This is a genomic window from Chitinophaga rupis (genome assembly GCF_900109685.1).
Taxonomy (GTDB): domain Bacteria; phylum Bacteroidota; class Bacteroidia; order Chitinophagales; family Chitinophagaceae; genus Chitinophaga; species Chitinophaga rupis.
This window is the reverse complement of sequence record NZ_FOBB01000001.1, coordinates 1151360-1168538: the sequence shown is the minus strand read 5'-3', so window position 1 is coordinate 1168538 and position 17179 is coordinate 1151360. Positions and strand designations below refer to the sequence as shown.

At 49.1% G+C, this 17179-nt stretch carries 10 protein-coding genes; 4 read left to right on the top strand and 6 right to left on the bottom strand.

Features of this window, described 5'->3' with window-relative positions:
• Positions 1 to 93 precede the first annotated feature (93 nt).
• From BMZ54_RS04605 to BMZ54_RS04590, 4 genes are all read left to right on the top strand, one after another.
• Positions 94 to 1560, top strand: coding sequence for a PhoX family protein (locus BMZ54_RS04605; protein WP_162277472.1), 1467 nt, complete (start codon positions 94 to 96; stop codon positions 1558 to 1560).
• A gap of 235 nt (positions 1561 to 1795) precedes the next feature.
• On the top strand, positions 1796 to 3619 hold the full coding sequence (locus tag BMZ54_RS04600; protein ID WP_143080906.1) for a cytochrome-c peroxidase: 1824 nt from the start codon (positions 1796 to 1798) through the stop codon (positions 3617 to 3619).
• A 138-nt stretch (positions 3620 to 3757) separates the two neighbouring features.
• The gene (locus BMZ54_RS04595; protein ID WP_089906942.1) at positions 3758 to 5377 is read left to right on the top strand and encodes an FAD-dependent oxidoreductase; all 1620 of its coding nucleotides are present in this window, start codon (positions 3758 to 3760) and stop codon (positions 5375 to 5377) included.
• A 37-nt stretch (positions 5378 to 5414) separates the two neighbouring features.
• Positions 5415 to 5966: a type 1 glutamine amidotransferase domain-containing protein gene (locus BMZ54_RS04590; protein WP_089906941.1), complete on the top strand. Its 552-nt coding sequence runs from the start codon at positions 5415 to 5417 to the stop codon at positions 5964 to 5966.
• Positions 5967 to 6189: 223 nt separating this feature from the next.
• On the opposite strand, the gene BMZ54_RS04585 is transcribed toward BMZ54_RS04590, so the two are convergent.
• The 6 genes from BMZ54_RS04585 to BMZ54_RS04560 form a co-directional block, all read right to left on the bottom strand.
• Complete coding sequence (locus BMZ54_RS04585; protein WP_089906940.1) at positions 6190 to 6564, bottom strand: septal ring lytic transglycosylase RlpA family protein; 375 nt, start codon at positions 6562 to 6564, stop codon at positions 6190 to 6192.
• Between the two features lie 49 nt (positions 6565 to 6613).
• Positions 6614 to 8977, bottom strand: a complete 2364-nt coding sequence (tamL, locus tag BMZ54_RS04580; RefSeq protein ID WP_089906939.1) for a translocation and assembly module lipoprotein TamL — start codon at positions 8975 to 8977, stop codon at positions 6614 to 6616.
• 41 nt (positions 8978 to 9018) lie between these two features.
• On the bottom strand, positions 9019 to 13989 hold the full coding sequence (locus BMZ54_RS04575) for a translocation/assembly module TamB domain-containing protein (RefSeq protein WP_089906938.1): 4971 nt from the start codon (positions 13987 to 13989) through the stop codon (positions 9019 to 9021).
• 220 nt (positions 13990 to 14209) lie between these two features.
• Positions 14210 to 14845 (bottom strand): hypothetical protein, encoded by a 636-nt coding sequence (locus tag BMZ54_RS04570; RefSeq protein WP_089906937.1) that lies wholly within the window; start codon positions 14843 to 14845, stop codon positions 14210 to 14212.
• A 92-nt stretch (positions 14846 to 14937) separates the two neighbouring features.
• The gene (locus BMZ54_RS04565) at positions 14938 to 15531 is read right to left on the bottom strand and encodes a hypothetical protein (protein WP_143080905.1); all 594 of its coding nucleotides are present in this window, start codon (positions 15529 to 15531) and stop codon (positions 14938 to 14940) included.
• A 135-nt stretch (positions 15532 to 15666) separates the two neighbouring features.
• Positions 15667 to 17142, bottom strand: coding sequence for a glutamate synthase subunit beta (locus BMZ54_RS04560; RefSeq protein WP_089906935.1), 1476 nt, complete (start codon positions 17140 to 17142; stop codon positions 15667 to 15669).
• Between the last annotated feature and the right edge of the window lie 37 nt (positions 17143 to 17179).

The following is a 17179-nucleotide window of genomic DNA, read 5'->3' as shown; positions in this document are numbered from 1 at the left end:
GTACTACTTTTTCAAAATTCAAATTAAGATAAAATAATGGTAACCCTGGCATAACATAGCCCCCTTATCTTCAGTTTAAATTGGTCAAATCTCATGTCAACTATCAACCTCGGAAAAACCTTGCCCCTACTGGGCCTTACTGCCAGCGTACTGTTTCTTTCATGTGGTAAAGACAACGATGGAGGAACTGAAAACCCTCCGAATAACGCCATTGAATGGAAAAACCATTCTGTTACACCAGCTTTTATCAAAAAACTCTCCGGTTTTGAAGGCCTGGAAGTGTATTCCCTGATCAGCAGTGATGATACCCTGCCGCAAAGCCCCAATTATGTATTTGGCGGCTCTGCCGATGGCTCCGGTATACTAAAGCAGGGGGATAACTATGTAATGCTGGTGAACCAGGAGGATAACTATTCGGTATCCCGCATTACGCTGGACAAAACCTTTAAACCTGTAAAAGGCGAGTACGTGTTAAACTCCGATGGCGGCCAGTGGCGTTTATGTTCTGCCACCCTGGCTACACCGGAGATACATGGCTTTGGCCCGCTGTACCTGACCTGTGGGGAAAGTAATGTAGAAGGCAATGTACATGGGCTGGATCCGCTGGCAGCTGCCGGCAACCCCGCCACCGGGCATGAGCTGAAAGCCCTTGGTTTCAGAAGCGCGGAAAATGCCGTGCCCCTGCCTAAAGGTACCTATGCAGGTAAAACTGTGATCGTGATCGGGGAAGATGCAGAAGATGCTTCCGGCGGCCAGGTGTTCCTGTATATGAGCAACACCGTGGGCGACCTGCAAAAAGGCAGCCAGTTTATGCTGCGCCGGGTAGATGGCAACCAGCGCGAAACAGATATGAAAACCGGTTCCACCTACGATGTGGAATTTGTAAGATATGATAGCACTCTTACCGGTGCGCAGGTAGCCCTGCTAACTGACCCACTGAAGGCTATTAAGTTTGGCCGCGTGGAAGATGTGGATTACCGCAAAGGCAGCGATGCCAATGGCCGCGAAATATATTTTACTGTAACCGGACAGCCTGTAAGCGGTGTGAATGCAGATGGCGCGCGCACCCAATGGGGCCGTGTGTACCGCCTGGTGCTGAATGAAAACGACCCCTTAAAAGGTAAGCTGGAAGTAATACTGGATGGGGATGATGATAATGGCCCGGCGAATAAGTTCCAGAACCCTGACAACGTATGTGTTACGGAAAATTATGTGTACGTACAGGAAGATTCCAATGGTTATGGTACGGAAGATCATGATGCATATGTGTACCAGTACACCATTGCCAGCAAACAGCTGAAACCCGTGTTTGAGCTGGACCATCACCGTACTGCAGCAGATGCGGCCAAGTATGGCAGCGCTACTTCCAAGTTCGGTAGCTGGGAATACGGATCGCTGGTGGATATTTCCAGTGTAATTGGTGTGGATAACGCCTTTACGCTGTGTATACAGCCGCATACCTGGCATGGCGCCCGTTATAAAGGTGCAGATGGCGGCGCCAAACGCGCAAATGAAGATCAGGGTAGTGAGATTGTAGTGATCAAAGGATTACCGAGATAAATTTAATGATAAAGCAGGGTTGGCCAAAAGAATGTAAAATCATAAATGCAACCTTTCAAATGTAAAAGTAAATTACCGTGATAACAGGTACAGACTCATGTTCGCGGCATTTTACTTTTACATTTATGATTTATCCCGTTCATAAAGTCTTTTAAATGGTCTCTATGAACCGCCTTCGCCGGTTTAAAATTTTACATTCTTTTTGGCCAGCCCCTTTCCGTACCCAACCTGCAACATGCGTATAGGCGTTATAGTGATAGCTGTTACACTGCTGGCCATACTGGCTTACAGCATTATTGACCTGAAGGCAGATAGTGCTGCACCTTTGGCTACCAGCCGCTGGTACCAGTTTCAGGCAAATGAGCTGGAGCAGAAGGTAGCTGCGCTATGTACGGCTATTGAACAACGACAGCCAACGCAAAAATTGCAGCAGGCTTTTTTTGCAGCCAGGCTGGCCTACAAACCCCTGGAGCTGCTTACTACTTATTACATGCCCTATACTGACCGGTTTATTAACGGGCCCAATTTGCAGGAAGTAGAAGCAGATGAAAAAGATGTGACTATACAACCGGAAGGTTTCCAGGTGCTGGAAGCCTTATTATTCCCCACCTTACAAAACACAGATACCGCAGCACTGCGGCAGGAAGCACAACGTCTGCAGGCAAACCTGCAGCGGGTGCACATGCGGGCATCCAGCCAGGATTTTACGGATGCACAGCTGTTTGATGCCATGCGGCAGGAAGTATTACGTATCTCCTCCCTGGGCCTGAGTGGATTTGACTCACCGGAAGCGCAATACAGCCTGCCGGAAGCCGCAGCTGCCTTGCATGGTGTGGAAACCATCTGGCATTTTTATGCTACACGGGTACAGCTTATTAACACAGAGCTGGCTAACCATACGCAGGAATTGTTTACCAACGCCCGGCAAATACTGCAAACACATACTGACTTTAATACGCTGGACCGTTTGCACCTGATCAGCAACTACCTGGATCCGCTGATGGTAAATTTAAAACTGGTGCGTGAAGCCTTGAATATTCCCTATACACAGCTGCCCCACTTTTTAGACCCTGCCGCTTCCCATACATTTGCCAAAGACGCTTTTGACGTTACCTTTTATGCACCTGACCAGGCGCAGGTTATTACAGCGGATCAAATAACCCTGGGTAAACAATTGTTCTATGACCGGGTGCTTTCCTACAACGGACAACGTTCCTGCGCTACCTGTCATGATCCGCATAAGGCATTTTCCGACGGACTGAAAACCCCTGCTGCCCTGGACGGAGAAGCACCGGTAATACGAAATACCCCTACTATTTTAAATGCTGCGTTGCAACCCGGTTTGTTCTATGACCAGCGCGTAGCTTACCTGGAAGACCAGGTGAATACTGTGGTGCATAATCGCGCAGAAATGCATGGCGACTTAAAAGCCGCTGCCTTGAAACTGCAGCAGCAAACCCGCTACCAGCAATTATTTAAAAAAGCATTTGATGTACAGCCATCGGAGATCAATCCTCAAAATATTCAGCGTGCTATTGCCAGCTACATACGTTCGCTTATAAAACTGAACAGCGCTTTTGATGAGTATATGCGTGGCGATACCACCCGGCTGACTGCTGCAGCAAAAAGAGGATTTAATATTTTTATGGGCAAGGCAAAATGCGGCACCTGCCATTTTATGCCGCTGTTTAACGGCGTAGCTCCACCGGATTTTGCAAAAGCAGAAGCTGAAATTATCGGGGTACCTGCTATAAAAGATAAACCGGTAATAGATACAGATAATGGCAAATATAACGTGCACCACATAGCCTTATACCGCTATGCGTTTAAAACCCCTACCCTGCGCAATATAGCCCTTACAGCGCCTTACATGCATAACGGTGTATTTAATACGCTGGAAGAAGTGATCACTTTTTACAACAACGGCGGTGGCGCCGGCATGGGTATGCAGCTGCAGGGGCAAACCCTGCCCACCGATTCACTGCACCTGAACCAGCAGGAGCAGCAGGATGTAATTGCCTTTATGCAATCGTTAACCGATACTGCTGCCATTCAATAATTCCCCGCATAACGTAGTAATGTATACACACTTGTTTACGGAATAGTGTAACCTAATTACCTGTAATAAAGCGCACTGCACGGTAGGCACTACTGGAACCGTTTTTGTTATTACTACTTACACCTAAATGCGTGATTTATGGAGCAAGCGCAGCAAAATGAGCATAAAGGAATTGAAAGTAATATTACCTCCGGCATACACAGCAGTTACTGGCTGGATTCTTTGCAAACCCTGCAATATGAGCCCCTGCAGGAAGACCTGGAAACAGATGTGGTAATTATAGGTGGCGGCATGGCAGGTGTAAGCATTGCCTACCGCTTAACCATGCTGGGCAAAAAAGTGGTATTGGTAGAGGACGGCTCCATAGGCAGCGGGGAAAGCGGACGTACCACCGCGCACCTGGTAACTGCATTGGATGACCGTTATTACCACCTGGAAAAAGTATTTGGAAAAGAAGGCATCCGCCATATAGCAGAAAGCCACCGCGCCGCGATTGATACCATCGAACAGATCATACAAACAGAAGGTATTATATGTGATTTTGAAAGAGTGACCGGTTACTTATTCCTGCACCCTTCTGATAAAGCAGATTCACTGGAAAAAGAATATAACGCTACCCGGGAAGCCGGGCTGGAAGCGGCTTTGCTGGATGCGGTACCCGGCCTGCCCCAGGTGGGGCCCGGCCTTGCATTTGCCAACCAGGCACAATTTCATCCTTTAAAATATTTACATGGTTTGTGTAATGCCATTACCGCAAACGGCGGAAAAATATTTACCTCCACCAAAGCGGAATCCATAGACCATACCGGCATTGTTACCGACCAGGGCATGCGGGTGCATGCCGGTTTTGTAGTGGTGGCCACCAACTCACCAGTAAATGATAAATATGCCATTCACCTAAAGCAGTTTGCTTACCGTACGTATGTAATTGGCGGGCTGGTAGCAAAAGATAGTATTCCGCATGCATTGTGGTGGGATACCGGTGACTACCACACCAATGCTTCTATACCACCCTATCACTATGTACGCATACAGGCTTATGATGAAAAGCATGACCTGCTGATATGCGGTGGTGAAGACCATGCTACGGGCCTGGCTTTTGCAGAACCTATTACAGATGAGGAACGGTACCGGCACCTGGAAACCTGGGTACGTGGAAAATTTAATATAGAAGAAATTATTTACCGCTGGTCCGGCCAGGTAATGGAACCCATGGATTCACTGGCTTACATAGGCCGTAACCCCGGGGATAAAGACAATGTATTTATTGTTACCGGCGATTCCGGTAACGGCCTTACACATGCCACTATAGCAGCCTTGCTGATACCGGACCTGATATTGGGGCAAGTAAATCCCTGGAAAAAGATCTATGATCCGCAACGGTTCAAATATTTCCGTTCCGGTAAAACCTGGATAAAGGAATTTGCCGGCGGCTTATTCCGCTACATGAAAGAATACCCGTATGATGCGGATGTGGTGGAGCTTTCCTCCATTCAGCAGGGTGAAGGGAAGATAGTAGAGCTGGGAAAAAATAAATACGGGATCTACCGCGATGAAGAGGATGACCTGCACATTGTATCTGCAGCATGCACACACCTAAGCTGTATTATACAATGGAATGCGGATGAGAAAAGCTGGGACTGCCCCTGCCATGGCAGCCGGTTCACCTACAAAGGAAAAGTAATTAACGGGCCTGCCAACCAGGACCTGTTCTATTACCGGGAAAAGGCGCAGGCCTCACACCCCGCAGATAAATGAGAAAATAATTTTTGTTAACAACTATAAAACGGATCTTATGGAAAAGCAACTCAGCAACAAGAAGGTAGCTATACTGGTAGCAGATGGGTTTGAAGAATCTGAATTTACAAAACCATTAGAGGCACTGAAAGATGCCGATGCACAGGTAGATATAATATCATTACACGGCGGTAAGGTAAAGGCCTGGGCTGAAAAAGACTGGGGCGGCGAGTATGATGTGGATAAAACTGTTGACCAGGCCAACTCAAAAGATTATGACGCCCTGGTATTACCGGGTGGTGTATTAAACCCGGATCAGTTAAGGGTAAATGCAGACGCAGTGGCTTTTGTAGGCGGCTTTTTTGATGACAGCAAACCCATTGCCGCCATTTGCCATGGCCCCTGGACCTTAATTGAAACCGGTGAGCTGGCCGGCCGTACGGTAACATCTTACCCCAGTATTAAAACAGACTTAATTAATGCCGGTGCGCAGTGGGAAGATAAGGAAGTGGTGGTGGATAATGGTTTGGTAACCAGCCGCAGCCCGAAGGATCTGCCAGCCTTTTGTAAAAAGATGGTGGAGGAGATTTCGGAAGGCATACATGCGTAATTACGAATTGTCAATTACGGATTACGAATTGAGCTTAATAAGAACGCTGTGTGCTTAGCTAATGCAGTAAGTTTGATATTTGCTGCATTAGGGTTATGCATACAGCGTTTTGCATTTAGTATTAAAGGACTGGCCCCATTCATAATATTCATATCATAATTGCCTTCAAAAGCATTCCCCGCTTTGGCGGAACCGTAATTGATAATTCTATCTGCGTACTTAGCTATCTCTTCTTTTTGTACTTAATATCCACCGGTGCTACGCCGGTTTCTACGATGCCCAGCTTACGGGCTGCTTTTTTGGAGAGGTCTATGATACGGCCTTGTGCAAACGGACCCCGGTCGTTGATCTTTACTTTTACGGAGCGGCCGTTGGCCAGGTTTATAACTTTTACTTTAGTACCAAATGGTAAGGTACGGTGTGCGCCCGTCATGGCGCTTTGGTGAAACGTTTCGCCACTGGCTGTTTTACGGCCTTCAAACTTATCTGCGTAATAAGAGGCTTTTCCGCTTTCCGTGATCTGCCGGGCACAAGAGCACAGCAGGAACAGGCAAAGAGCCAGTAAGATATAGTAATGTATAAACCGGGATATGAGCATGCAAAAGGTTGTTTACAAATATACTCCTTTTTTCATGTGTTTTCCAGCGTCAGAATGGGTAGCCAATAGCTATATTCAGGATCAGGTTATCCTTACGCCAATCCGGATCGCCAAAGCGAACATCTTTTAACACCCATCGTTCATTTTCCGGCAGCCAGGGCTTGCGCAGGGGAAAGGCAAGGTCCAGGCGCACCACTATAATAGAGGCATCTATGCGCAAACCCACACCTGCATCCACTGCAATATCCTTTAGGAAATGCCCGCTGAATTGCCCACCTATCCTGTTGGTATCGCTTTTTTGCAGCCAGATATTACCGGCATCTACAAACAGCGCGCCATTGACCACGCTTATAAGATGTATGCGCAATTCGGAGTTAAACTCAAGCTTAATATCACCGGCTTCATTGGCCAGGTAACGGCTGCTGGTATCGCGGTAAGTACCCGGGCCTAATGTTCTGGCGCGGAAACCGCGTAAGCTGCTGCTACCGCCGGTAAAGAATTGTTTTACAAAGGGCAGGGTCCTGGAATTGCCGTAAGGCAGGCCGTAACCGGCAAAAAAACGGTTCACCCACAGGTTGTTCTTGCTTAGCTGCCAATAGTGCCGTACATCACCATTTAGCCTTACATATTGTGCAAAGGGGCTGCCGAACAGCGTTCTGCCACTATCGCCTTTGGGTACTATTAAACCGGCTACATTACCGGATATATCTATGTTACCATTCAGATAAAAACTATGAATGCGGTTAGGCTCCTGGTTATTATAGGTAATGTTATAGTTAGCACCCAGTATGAATTGTTTTTCTATGGCCCTGCGCTGCACAGGATCTACCTTTAAGATACTATCGTAACCCGGGGTAGTGCTGGTAGGCAGCACGTAGGTAATGGAAACGGGCGCCCAGTTATGTTCCAGGAAACGTGTTTGCCGCCAGAGATACTGCCACTGGAACGTATACGCGTTCAGGTTATACAGGTTTTGCCGGCTGAACAGCTCATAGCTGAGGCTAATACGCGTACGCGGCACATAAGGTGTGCGGATGTTTAACAACCCTCTTACAGGGGAAATAAAACGTGGCACCGTTAAGGCTACCTCACCCTTCAGGCTATACGAATTAGCGCTTACCAGCTGCCCGCCGGTTTGCCATTCCATACCACCGGAGGCTGATACTTCCAGCAGGTTAGCGGCCCGCCGCCAGTTACGGTTACGCTGTGTTACCTTTATTTCAGAACCCACAAAGTTGTTGGATTTGGAGGTGCCGCGCAGCTCCGCCTGCAGGGAATACTGCGGGTAAGGCGTAAGGTAAAAGGTAGCATCCAGCCGCCCGGTATCAGACAATAGCCGGGTTCTGTAGCTGCTATCCCTCCTGTTAATGCTGAAATTATTCCTGTAACTGCTGCTATCCCTTCTTATGGTGGTATCCCTCCTGTTATTCACACTGCTGTCACGGTCGCGCACTGTGCGGAACTGGCCTTTCACAAACTTAAAATTGCCCAGGCCAATAAGCCGCTGCAGGGTAATATCATGGTTGCTTAGACGGTACAGGCTATCCGGCTTCAGGAACACGGAGCGGCGGAATATAAGAGGCCTGAACTTCTTTTCCGGATCTACTACGCCAAAGTTGCGGTATAATGTTACCTCTCCCCGGTTAATGCGGTTTGAGGTATCCTGGTCCAGCGAATAGTTAGGGAACAGGGTGATCCTGCGCATATAGTACGGCTTACGCGCCAGTGGCGAAATATCTTTCTTTACCGTCACAAACAGATTCACCGTACCATCATTCTGTGTGCTGTCTACTTCTACCAGCAAATGATCGGCTGTGAAGTAGTAATAACCCTGCTCTTTTAAGCGGTTGTGTAAACGTTCCCTTTCTGCCTTCACACTATCCAGGCTATAGTTTTTGCCAACCACCAGCGAGGAATGGTCTGTAGATGCGGCAATGGTGCGGCCCAGCTGCGAGCTGTCAGTTTCGTAGGTAACACTTTTAATAGTATAGCGCAGGTTGGGTGTGGCGGTATACACGCCGCTGGCTTTTTTCTTACCCTTGTATTTTATGTCGGATACAACATCGGCCTGAAAGAAACCATTGTCCACCAGGTATTGCTGCAATACGTTGGAGGTATAATCCCTTTTGGCGGAGCTTAACAGCACCGGCGGCTCGCCCCACTTATTACGCAGCAGGTAATTAAGCCCTTTGCCTTTAGGCTTATTACCCAGGTTGTAGAGCCACAGCCGCACAGGCATACCCAGGAACTTGCGGTTAGGTTTCGGGCGTGCGCTGCTTTCCAGGTTTTCTTTTAGCGTAGCATAATCGCCGGGCTTTTTACCATCCCACTTTATGTTGGTGCCGGTATACAGCCGGTCGCCTTCCGGAACGGTACGCGTAGTGCTGCAGGCGCAGATACATAGGCCGGCCATTAACAGAACGATATGTGAATAGTTAGTTCGCAATATTCTTATTATTTCTTAGAAGATTTCTTTTGATTGTTCCGGCGGATCTTTTCCTGCCGTTTTTCCTCTTTGGAGCGGCCAAAGATCTCGCGGAATTTGTCATAATCTATTACCAGCATAAAGGCCGCGCCGGTTTCCACTACCTGTCCTTCCACTACGGTTTCGTTGGTATTACGCTGGTAAATGCGTACGCGGTAACGCCCGTCGCGGGTAAGCTTATAGTCCACAGAAATATCACCCACCAGGTTGCTGGTATTGCTGGTGGCGGCATCGCCTTCCAGCAGCACATTGGAGCCCACGGAAACGGTTAAACGATCATTGAACAGGGCTTTGGATACGCCTACATTCAACGTAGTATTTTCTTTGGCAGAGCCGGTGGAATAGTCTTCATTCTGCTGCAGGTCAAAATTAATATCCACCCCTTTAATAAGGTTGCCGGCCAGGTTGTTCATTTGCTGGGATAAGATCTTGCTCACACTCTTACGCGCCTGCTGGCCAACGTCCACTCCTTCACTTTCTGTAGCCCCGGGATCATCTGGTATAAATGAGTTCAGCACCAGCAGGCCCATTACCTGTTTATTCAGCTCAGACTCTATCTGGTTAATTTGTTTTAACCGGTTATATACCGTGCCGCTGAAGGCATTACGTTCCGCCTCCGGCATATCCAGCATAAATGAAATTTGTGGTTTCAGCAGGTCGCCTTTAATGTACATGTACACTTCAAAGGGCAGGCGCTGGCGGTAGCGGTTACGGGAACTGGCATCCATGCTGGAAAGCTGGTCAGATACCAGGTCTGCCGCAGGTGCATTTACCGTATACTTGGCAGTGATATCCAGCATAGCATCCATTGCATCGCCATTAAAAGTAATGGCGCTTCCTTTTTCAATAGCAAAGGAGCGTTTGATCACCTCGTATAAAGACATCTGGTATTTACCTTCCTGGATCTCATACCGGCCGGTTAAACTCAGCTTGCTGCTGGCATCCAGCGTGGCATTGAGGTTGGTGCTGCCTTTGGCCTCCACATAATCACCATTCTGCGGATCAATAATTATTTTGATGGTAGATTCCGGCGTGATCTCCGCATTACCGCTGAAGTTTATACCCTGCAGGCGCGGATTCTCAAACCGTGCGCTGTCCTGGGCTTTAATAAGTGCTGAATCCAGCGGCGCATCTTTATCCACAAACACCATTACGCCTTCCCTGTTGGCCACGCCGGGGTTGGGTTCCGGAATGGTAACCGTTACCTTGGATTTATCGCGCAGCTTAACGTAAGCATCAATACGCGGCAGGTCCATGTTGCCCCGTATTTTAATACGGCTGTCTACAAATGCAGGGCCGTAGAACAATTGATCGGGGTTCTGCTGCTTACCCAGCACCATAAAGTTATCTGCATTCACATCCAGGTTAAAGCGGTAGTTGGTAAAATCAGTGCTGTTTACCCGGCCATTCACGACCAGCTCATTACCCAGGCTATCTGCAATCACAAACTTATTAAAGGCAATGCCCTTTTCATCCAGCACAATTTCCTCATCCGGTAATGTGAGCGGTGCGCCTACATAGGTTATAGTGCCGCCGGCATCGTTAAAATGAATGTGGCCTAATACCTTTGGCTTATCGGTAGTGCCGGTAATATTAAACTGCCCGTTGGCGCTGCCGTGCATGCGCGTAACATTGCCAAAAGTGAAAGGCTCTATGACGGCTACATTCAGGTGGTTAATATCCACTTTGGCATTAATGGCCGTATCATAGGTGGCCTGCACCTGCAGGTCGTTATCATTACCAACCAGGCCGGCATTAATAGCGTAAGTGTTGGGCGCCGGCGTTTTAAGATCTGCATTCAATGTACCCAGGCGTGTATTCCTGAACGTTAGGCTGTCAATTTTCAGGGTGCTGGCTACCAAAGGCGTGTTACTGAGATTGCTCACGGTGGCCTGGCCATTCAGCACGCCGGTGGCCAGCACCGTATCTGCTGCCAGGAGGCCGGTAATTGTGGCCAGCTGAAAATCCTTAATATCTGCCTGCAGCGCCGGTAAGCGGCTGTTGCTGCTATCCGGCCGGGTTTGTAATTGAATGGATTGTTCCCGGTAAGAGAGTTTCAGGTTGGCGGTATCCGGCATACCGTTATGCAGGCGCACCAGGTTATTGTCAGCCACCGTCCACTGCTGTTTGTTCAGCAGCAGCTCCCGGTCCAGAGAAAGAGCAATTATGCTATCCGGTAAAAATTGCACCAGGCCGCCTACTTTATATTTAGGCTTGCGGGCCGGATCATCCACATTCAGGTTCCAGCGCAGCTTGCCTATGTTAGCGTTGGCCAGCAGCTCTGTATGGTTGAGCGGGGCTATGGGGTGGCGCAGCGCTGCCAAGGAAACGACTGCATTCATTGCTGTATCCTGTATGCGGGCATCTACCAGCAGGCTATCTATATGCAGGGAGTCGTATGTTAATTTAGGTAAGGTGGCCTTCATTACCAGCAGGCTGCTATCTGAATTCAGGCGGCCCCATATATTTATGGGCTGGTTCATACGCAGGCCGGGCGCCATGGCCTGCAGGCTGCGTGGCCAGTTTAATACAGCTGTCCATTGCAGCAGCTGGCCGGGCGGCAGAGTTACAATGCGTGAGCTATCCAGCGGTTGTAACGGCTTGCTGATAATACCGCTGAATGCAGCGCCTATCTTTGTATAATCCACCATACCATTGGCTTTTATAAAACCAAAAGGGCCCCGAAGGGTCAGGTATTGCTGGTCCTGGTATTCCGCTATTAATGCTACCGTATCAATGGGGAACACCTGCCCGTTAGTAGCTATTTGCCAGCCGGTGAGGTTAGCATTACCTATGATGCGGGTGGGTGTAATGCTGCTGAAATCTGCTGTGAGATCGCCTTTCAGCTGCATGGGATCTGTATAAAAATGCGTGGCATACAGGTCGGCCTTAGTGAGCTGCAGGTTGGCCTGCAGGTTTTGCAGCAGGGTATCCTGTATGCGGCCGGCTACGTCAAACACCATGTTCAGGGAAGAATCTTCACTCTGACCGGAGGCATTGAAATCACCTGCGCGGATGCCAGCTTTCATATTAATATCCTGGTACGTATAGCCGTTATAGGTAGCGCTGCTTAATGCCAGCGCAGCATTGGCGGCCATGGTATTTATTTCATAACCTTTACCTTCTGCTTCCAAACGCCCATTGATCCAGCCCATGGAAGTATCATATAAAATACGGCCGGGGTTCACATGAAAGTACGGCACGTTCACGGAGTAGCTGGCGCGCAGGCTATCCATAATATTTACCAGGTGAGCGGTCAAATTTGCGTTTGCCAGGTCGCTCTTAAGCTGCAACTCTGTTTGCAGATTAGCCATGCCGCCCTGGAAAGAGCCGGTAATAAGCATTTGTTCCGGCAGGCGGATGGAGTCCGGCATGGTGCCGGGCGGCAGCCAGGCCCGCAGCGGTTTGTTGCCGCTTTGCAGCAGCAGCTCCGGCAGGTTAGCGCGTATGCTATCTGTATTTTTTGAATAAAAGATCTCTCCCTTAGCCTGTACCAGGTTACCCACATTATCACGTATGTAGAGCTGCGGAATTTCCAGGCGCGACATACTGCCTCTCATAACAGCATGTATAAACAGCTGCTTGCCCCATAATGGCTGCATGTACTTACTATGCGCGTCCGGTACAAAGGGCATGAACTCATTCAGCACAATACGCGTAGAGTCCAGGTTGGCGCGCAGCTGCAGCTGATCCAGGTGATCAGCCACCGTGGCCCAGGAAGGCACGGTAACGACTATTTGTTTCCGCAGAATGGATTGGTTGGTTTCCAGCAGCAGGTCATTAAGGGCCAGCACCTGCGGGGTAAACAAAAAGTTCATGTGCGCCCGCTTTACAGCCAGGCCGGATGACTGTTCCCGCATGCTTAGCTGCTGCAGCACGGCGCTCACGGTATCTGCATTGTAATTAATATCCTTTAGGTGGGTAGTAAAATCCCGGATGAACAGGTGGTTATAGTCCGGGTTACCTGCGCCTGCGCCGCGTGGGGCGGGGCCGGTATTATTATCATATTTAACCGTCAGCTGCTCAAACAATGCCTGGCCCGTATTTACCCGCCAGGTATTGGGGGCGCTGCTGTCTGATACCGGTGCGCTGGTATCTTTAGGCATAGACATGGTTACAATGCCCCTGGTGCTGCGCAGGTCAATATTTTCTATTTGTATGTGGGTAGAGTCCTGGTCAATATTAGCATTGGTGACCTGGAAGCGGCCTACTTTCCACGCGGTGGAAATACCGATGTCCTCACTCTCATACCAGAAGGTGCTGTTGCTTAGCTGTAATTTTTTCAGCAGCAGGTGAAAAGGCGCTGCCGTGGTATCTGCATCCGGTGGCGGCGGGGCTGCGGCGGCAGTGGCTTTCAGGCGGTAGGCCTGGCGGAAGAAACCTGTTAACCCATCCAGCGTAATACCGCGGAAGGCATATACACCATCATTCACCAGCAGATCATCCGGATCTATTTGCAGGGTTTTCCAGTGCAGCACCGCGTGCATGCCGTCCAGGTCATCCACATAGCTTAGCCGTACCTGCCGCATAGTTACATCTTTAATGCGGAACTGCATGGTGGTGCCGGTTTCCGGCGCCAGCGTATCCGGTGTAGTATCCGGGCTGGTAAAGGCATTTACAATAAACTGGTAATTATATGTTGTGTCTGCGCCATGCCGGTACACATTTATCAATACGGTATCCCATTCCAGCTTATTGATGCGCAGCTCATTATTGAGCAGGGATAGCAGGTTGTAATGTACTTTCAGAGAGCCGGAGTATAAGAGGGCCTGCTGCGCCGTATCTGCCACATATACATTGCGCAGCTCAAGATATTGCCAGCCGCGGGCGCGCAGGTACCCGATCTTTACTTTTGTATGCAGCTTGCTTTGCAGGTATAGCTCCCCCTGCCGGCGCAGGTAATCCTGTACGGGTGTAAGTTGAAGCAATAATACAGCCATCACAGGCAATAATAGTATGGCAATGATGATCCATAAAAGCCAACGCCACCATGGGCGACCGCGATGATGTTTGTCCTCGGGAGTTTCAGCTACTGTCACTATGAAAAATTACTCGGTAATTTACTGAAAATAAATGCTTTGGTAAATGTATGGTGCTACAAGTAGAGGTAGCAAAATTTATACCTACCCAATATGGGGAGATAGCTGGGGCTATTATAATTTACAGCACCGGGGTATTACGCTCGTTAAACCAGCGGATATAGTACTCCATGCGGTCCCGCTTTTTTGCATCGGTAATAAAAGTATCCAGTAAGGTCTGGTCCTGTGGGAGGATATATTTCCTGAGATTGTAGAGGGTCAGGTCATATATCTGTCCGGTAAGGATGTTGATCACTTTTTTCTTTACGCTGGGTGGCGGTGCGGCGTTAAACGTTACGGAAGCGGGATTAGCCACCGGCGTGGCTGTTATGGCGTGGATCTCGTATAAACAGTAATAGCCAATTTCCTCCAGCTTGTTCAGCCCATTGTCCCGGATGTACACATTGGTGCCGTCAGAAAATCCCCAGTAATCCTTTACCTTATGTTCCTGGCCGGTGCTATCTACCACATGCAGCTCATTGCGGTTGGCCAGCAGATAGATCTGCGCGGCGGAGCTGCGGTTCTTTACCACTATGTTCCCACTTTCGGAAGGCGCGTTCTGCTGAAATTCTTTGAAGGTTTTGTAAATACCACGTTTGGGATGGGTGCTGCTGAAAATAAAATCATCGCCGGAGGGAATGCCGGCAGTATCCTGTGCGTGGATACAGGAAAGGCTTATGAACAGACTGCATACTAATAGGAACGCCCGGCGGCACATGCTGTAAAATTAGCTACTAAGCGGCAGGCTGTTCCTGTAAATAGCTTAACCGCCTTTTTATGCCTGCTGATGAACGGTTTACACCGTTAAGCTTACTGAGCGGCAGCTGCTATTCCAGGCAGCAGCTTGTTCTCTTTCAGCTCTGCTATTATTTTTTTACTGATAACCGGGTAAATGCTGCGGGGATATTCCGGGATGTTGGTGGTGAGGCGGCCACCCCATACTAATTTGTCCTGCACCTCTGTGAGCTCAAAAGAATAGGCTGCCCGCAGCAGGGAGGTGCTGCTGGCATACGGCATGCCAGTGGGGGTAGTGTTAGTTGTTGCTGATCTTGTATAACCGATGGCTGCCATTGGGCGAATGTGTAAAAGTGCATCCGATGGGTTGGCGTCCATTACCCTTTTCAGGTTATTTTCTATGCTCACCCTTTCCGGGTTGCCCAGGAACTCATAATGATAAGAAAGCTTGGCTTTTTCCAGGCCGGGTTTCATGGCCCATACAATATTCTCAATGTAGGTGCGGCTAAGGAGCGAGCCTTCTGCTACGATGAGCAGGTTCTTATATTGTTTTTGCTGAGTGTTGGGCTGATAGGTTTCCATCCGGATCTTACTATTGGATCGTTCACTTACAGTACAGGAAACGGTACATACTATTAATAGGGTTATGGCCGGTAAAAATCGGATCATAGGGATAGTATAATATCATAAAAATACTACTTCTCCGGCAAGGTTGGTAAAAAGAAAGGGCCGGGTAAAAACCCAGCCCGGCTGAAGGTTACAACAAAATCTAAACCTGCTTATGAGAAAACTTTATATAAGTTATCAAATAGCCATTGCTTGTAAGGAATGATCCTTGCTTTCCAGCTGGGAGGTACCCATCAGGAACTCATCTACTTTACGCGCGCACTCCCGGCCTTCACTGATAGCCCATACCACCAAAGATTGTCCGCGGCGCATATCGCCGGCAGTAAATACTTTGGGAACAGAAGTCTGGTAAGCTTTTTCAGTAGCCTTTACGTTGCCGCGTTCATCTTTTTCCACACCCAGATCATCCAGCATACCGGTGTGCTGCGGATTGGTGAAACCCATAGCCAGCAGCGCCAGCTCACAGGGAACTTCCCTTTCGGAGCCCGGTACTTCTTTAAATCCACCCGGACGGCCATCTGTACCTGTGGACCATTGAATGTCCACCAGCTTCAGGCCTTTCAGGTTTCCATTCTCATCGCCCACAAATTCTTTGGTGGCAATAGCCCAGTGGCGGTTAGCGCCTTCTTCGTGGGAAGAAGATGTTTTCAGCACCATGGGATAGGTAGGCCAGGGCATGTACGGTGTACGCTCGCCCGGCGGTTTGGGCAGCAGCTCCAGCTGGGTAACGCTTACTGCGCCATGACGGTTGGAGGTACCTACACAGTCGGAGCCGGTATCGCCCCCGCCAATCACTACCACATTCTTTCCGGTAGCCCAAATGTCTTCCCCACCTACGGGGCGGTTGCTTACCCTTTTGTTCTGCTGTTTCAGGAAATCCATGGCAAAGTGCACCCCATTCAGCTCACGGCCCGGGATAGCCAGGTCGCGGGGAATGGTGGAACCACCTGCCAGCACGATGGCATTGTATTCCCGCAGCAGATCGCTCACACTAACGTTAACGCCTACATTGGCATTGCAGCGGAACTCTACGCCTTCTTCTTCCATTAGCTTGATACGGCGATCGATGACCCATTTTTCCAGCTTGAAATCCGGGATGCCGTAGCGCAATAATCCGCCCGGAGCATCATCCCTTTCAAAAACGGTTACCTGGTGGCCGGCATAATTGAGCTGTGCGGCAGCAGCCAGGCCGGCGGGGCCGGAACCTATTACGGCTATTTTTTTACCGGTGTGTACACGCGGTACTTTAGCCAGCACCAGCCCTTTATCAAAAGCAATTTCTATAATGTGCTTTTCTATTTCCTCAATAGCTACCGGCGGCTGGTTAATACCCAGTACGCATGCGCTTTCGCAAGGCGCAGGGCATATACGGCCGGTAAATTCGGGGAAGTTATTGGTGCTGGAAAGAATGTCATATGCTTCTTTCCAGTCTTTATGATATACTGCATCATTAAACTCCGGAATCACATTACCCAGCGGGCATCCGCTGTGGCAAAAGGGTACGCCGCAGTTCATACAACGCGCGGCCTGGTTGTTCAGCTTAGGCTCGCTGTAGCGTTCTACAAACTCATTATAATGCTGCGTTCTTTCCTTCGGGTCTGTTTTGCCCGGCAGCTCGCGTGTGAATTCCAGGAATCCTGTTGGTTTACCCATCTCTCTGATTCTTTAATTGTTAAGTAACAAGGCGTTT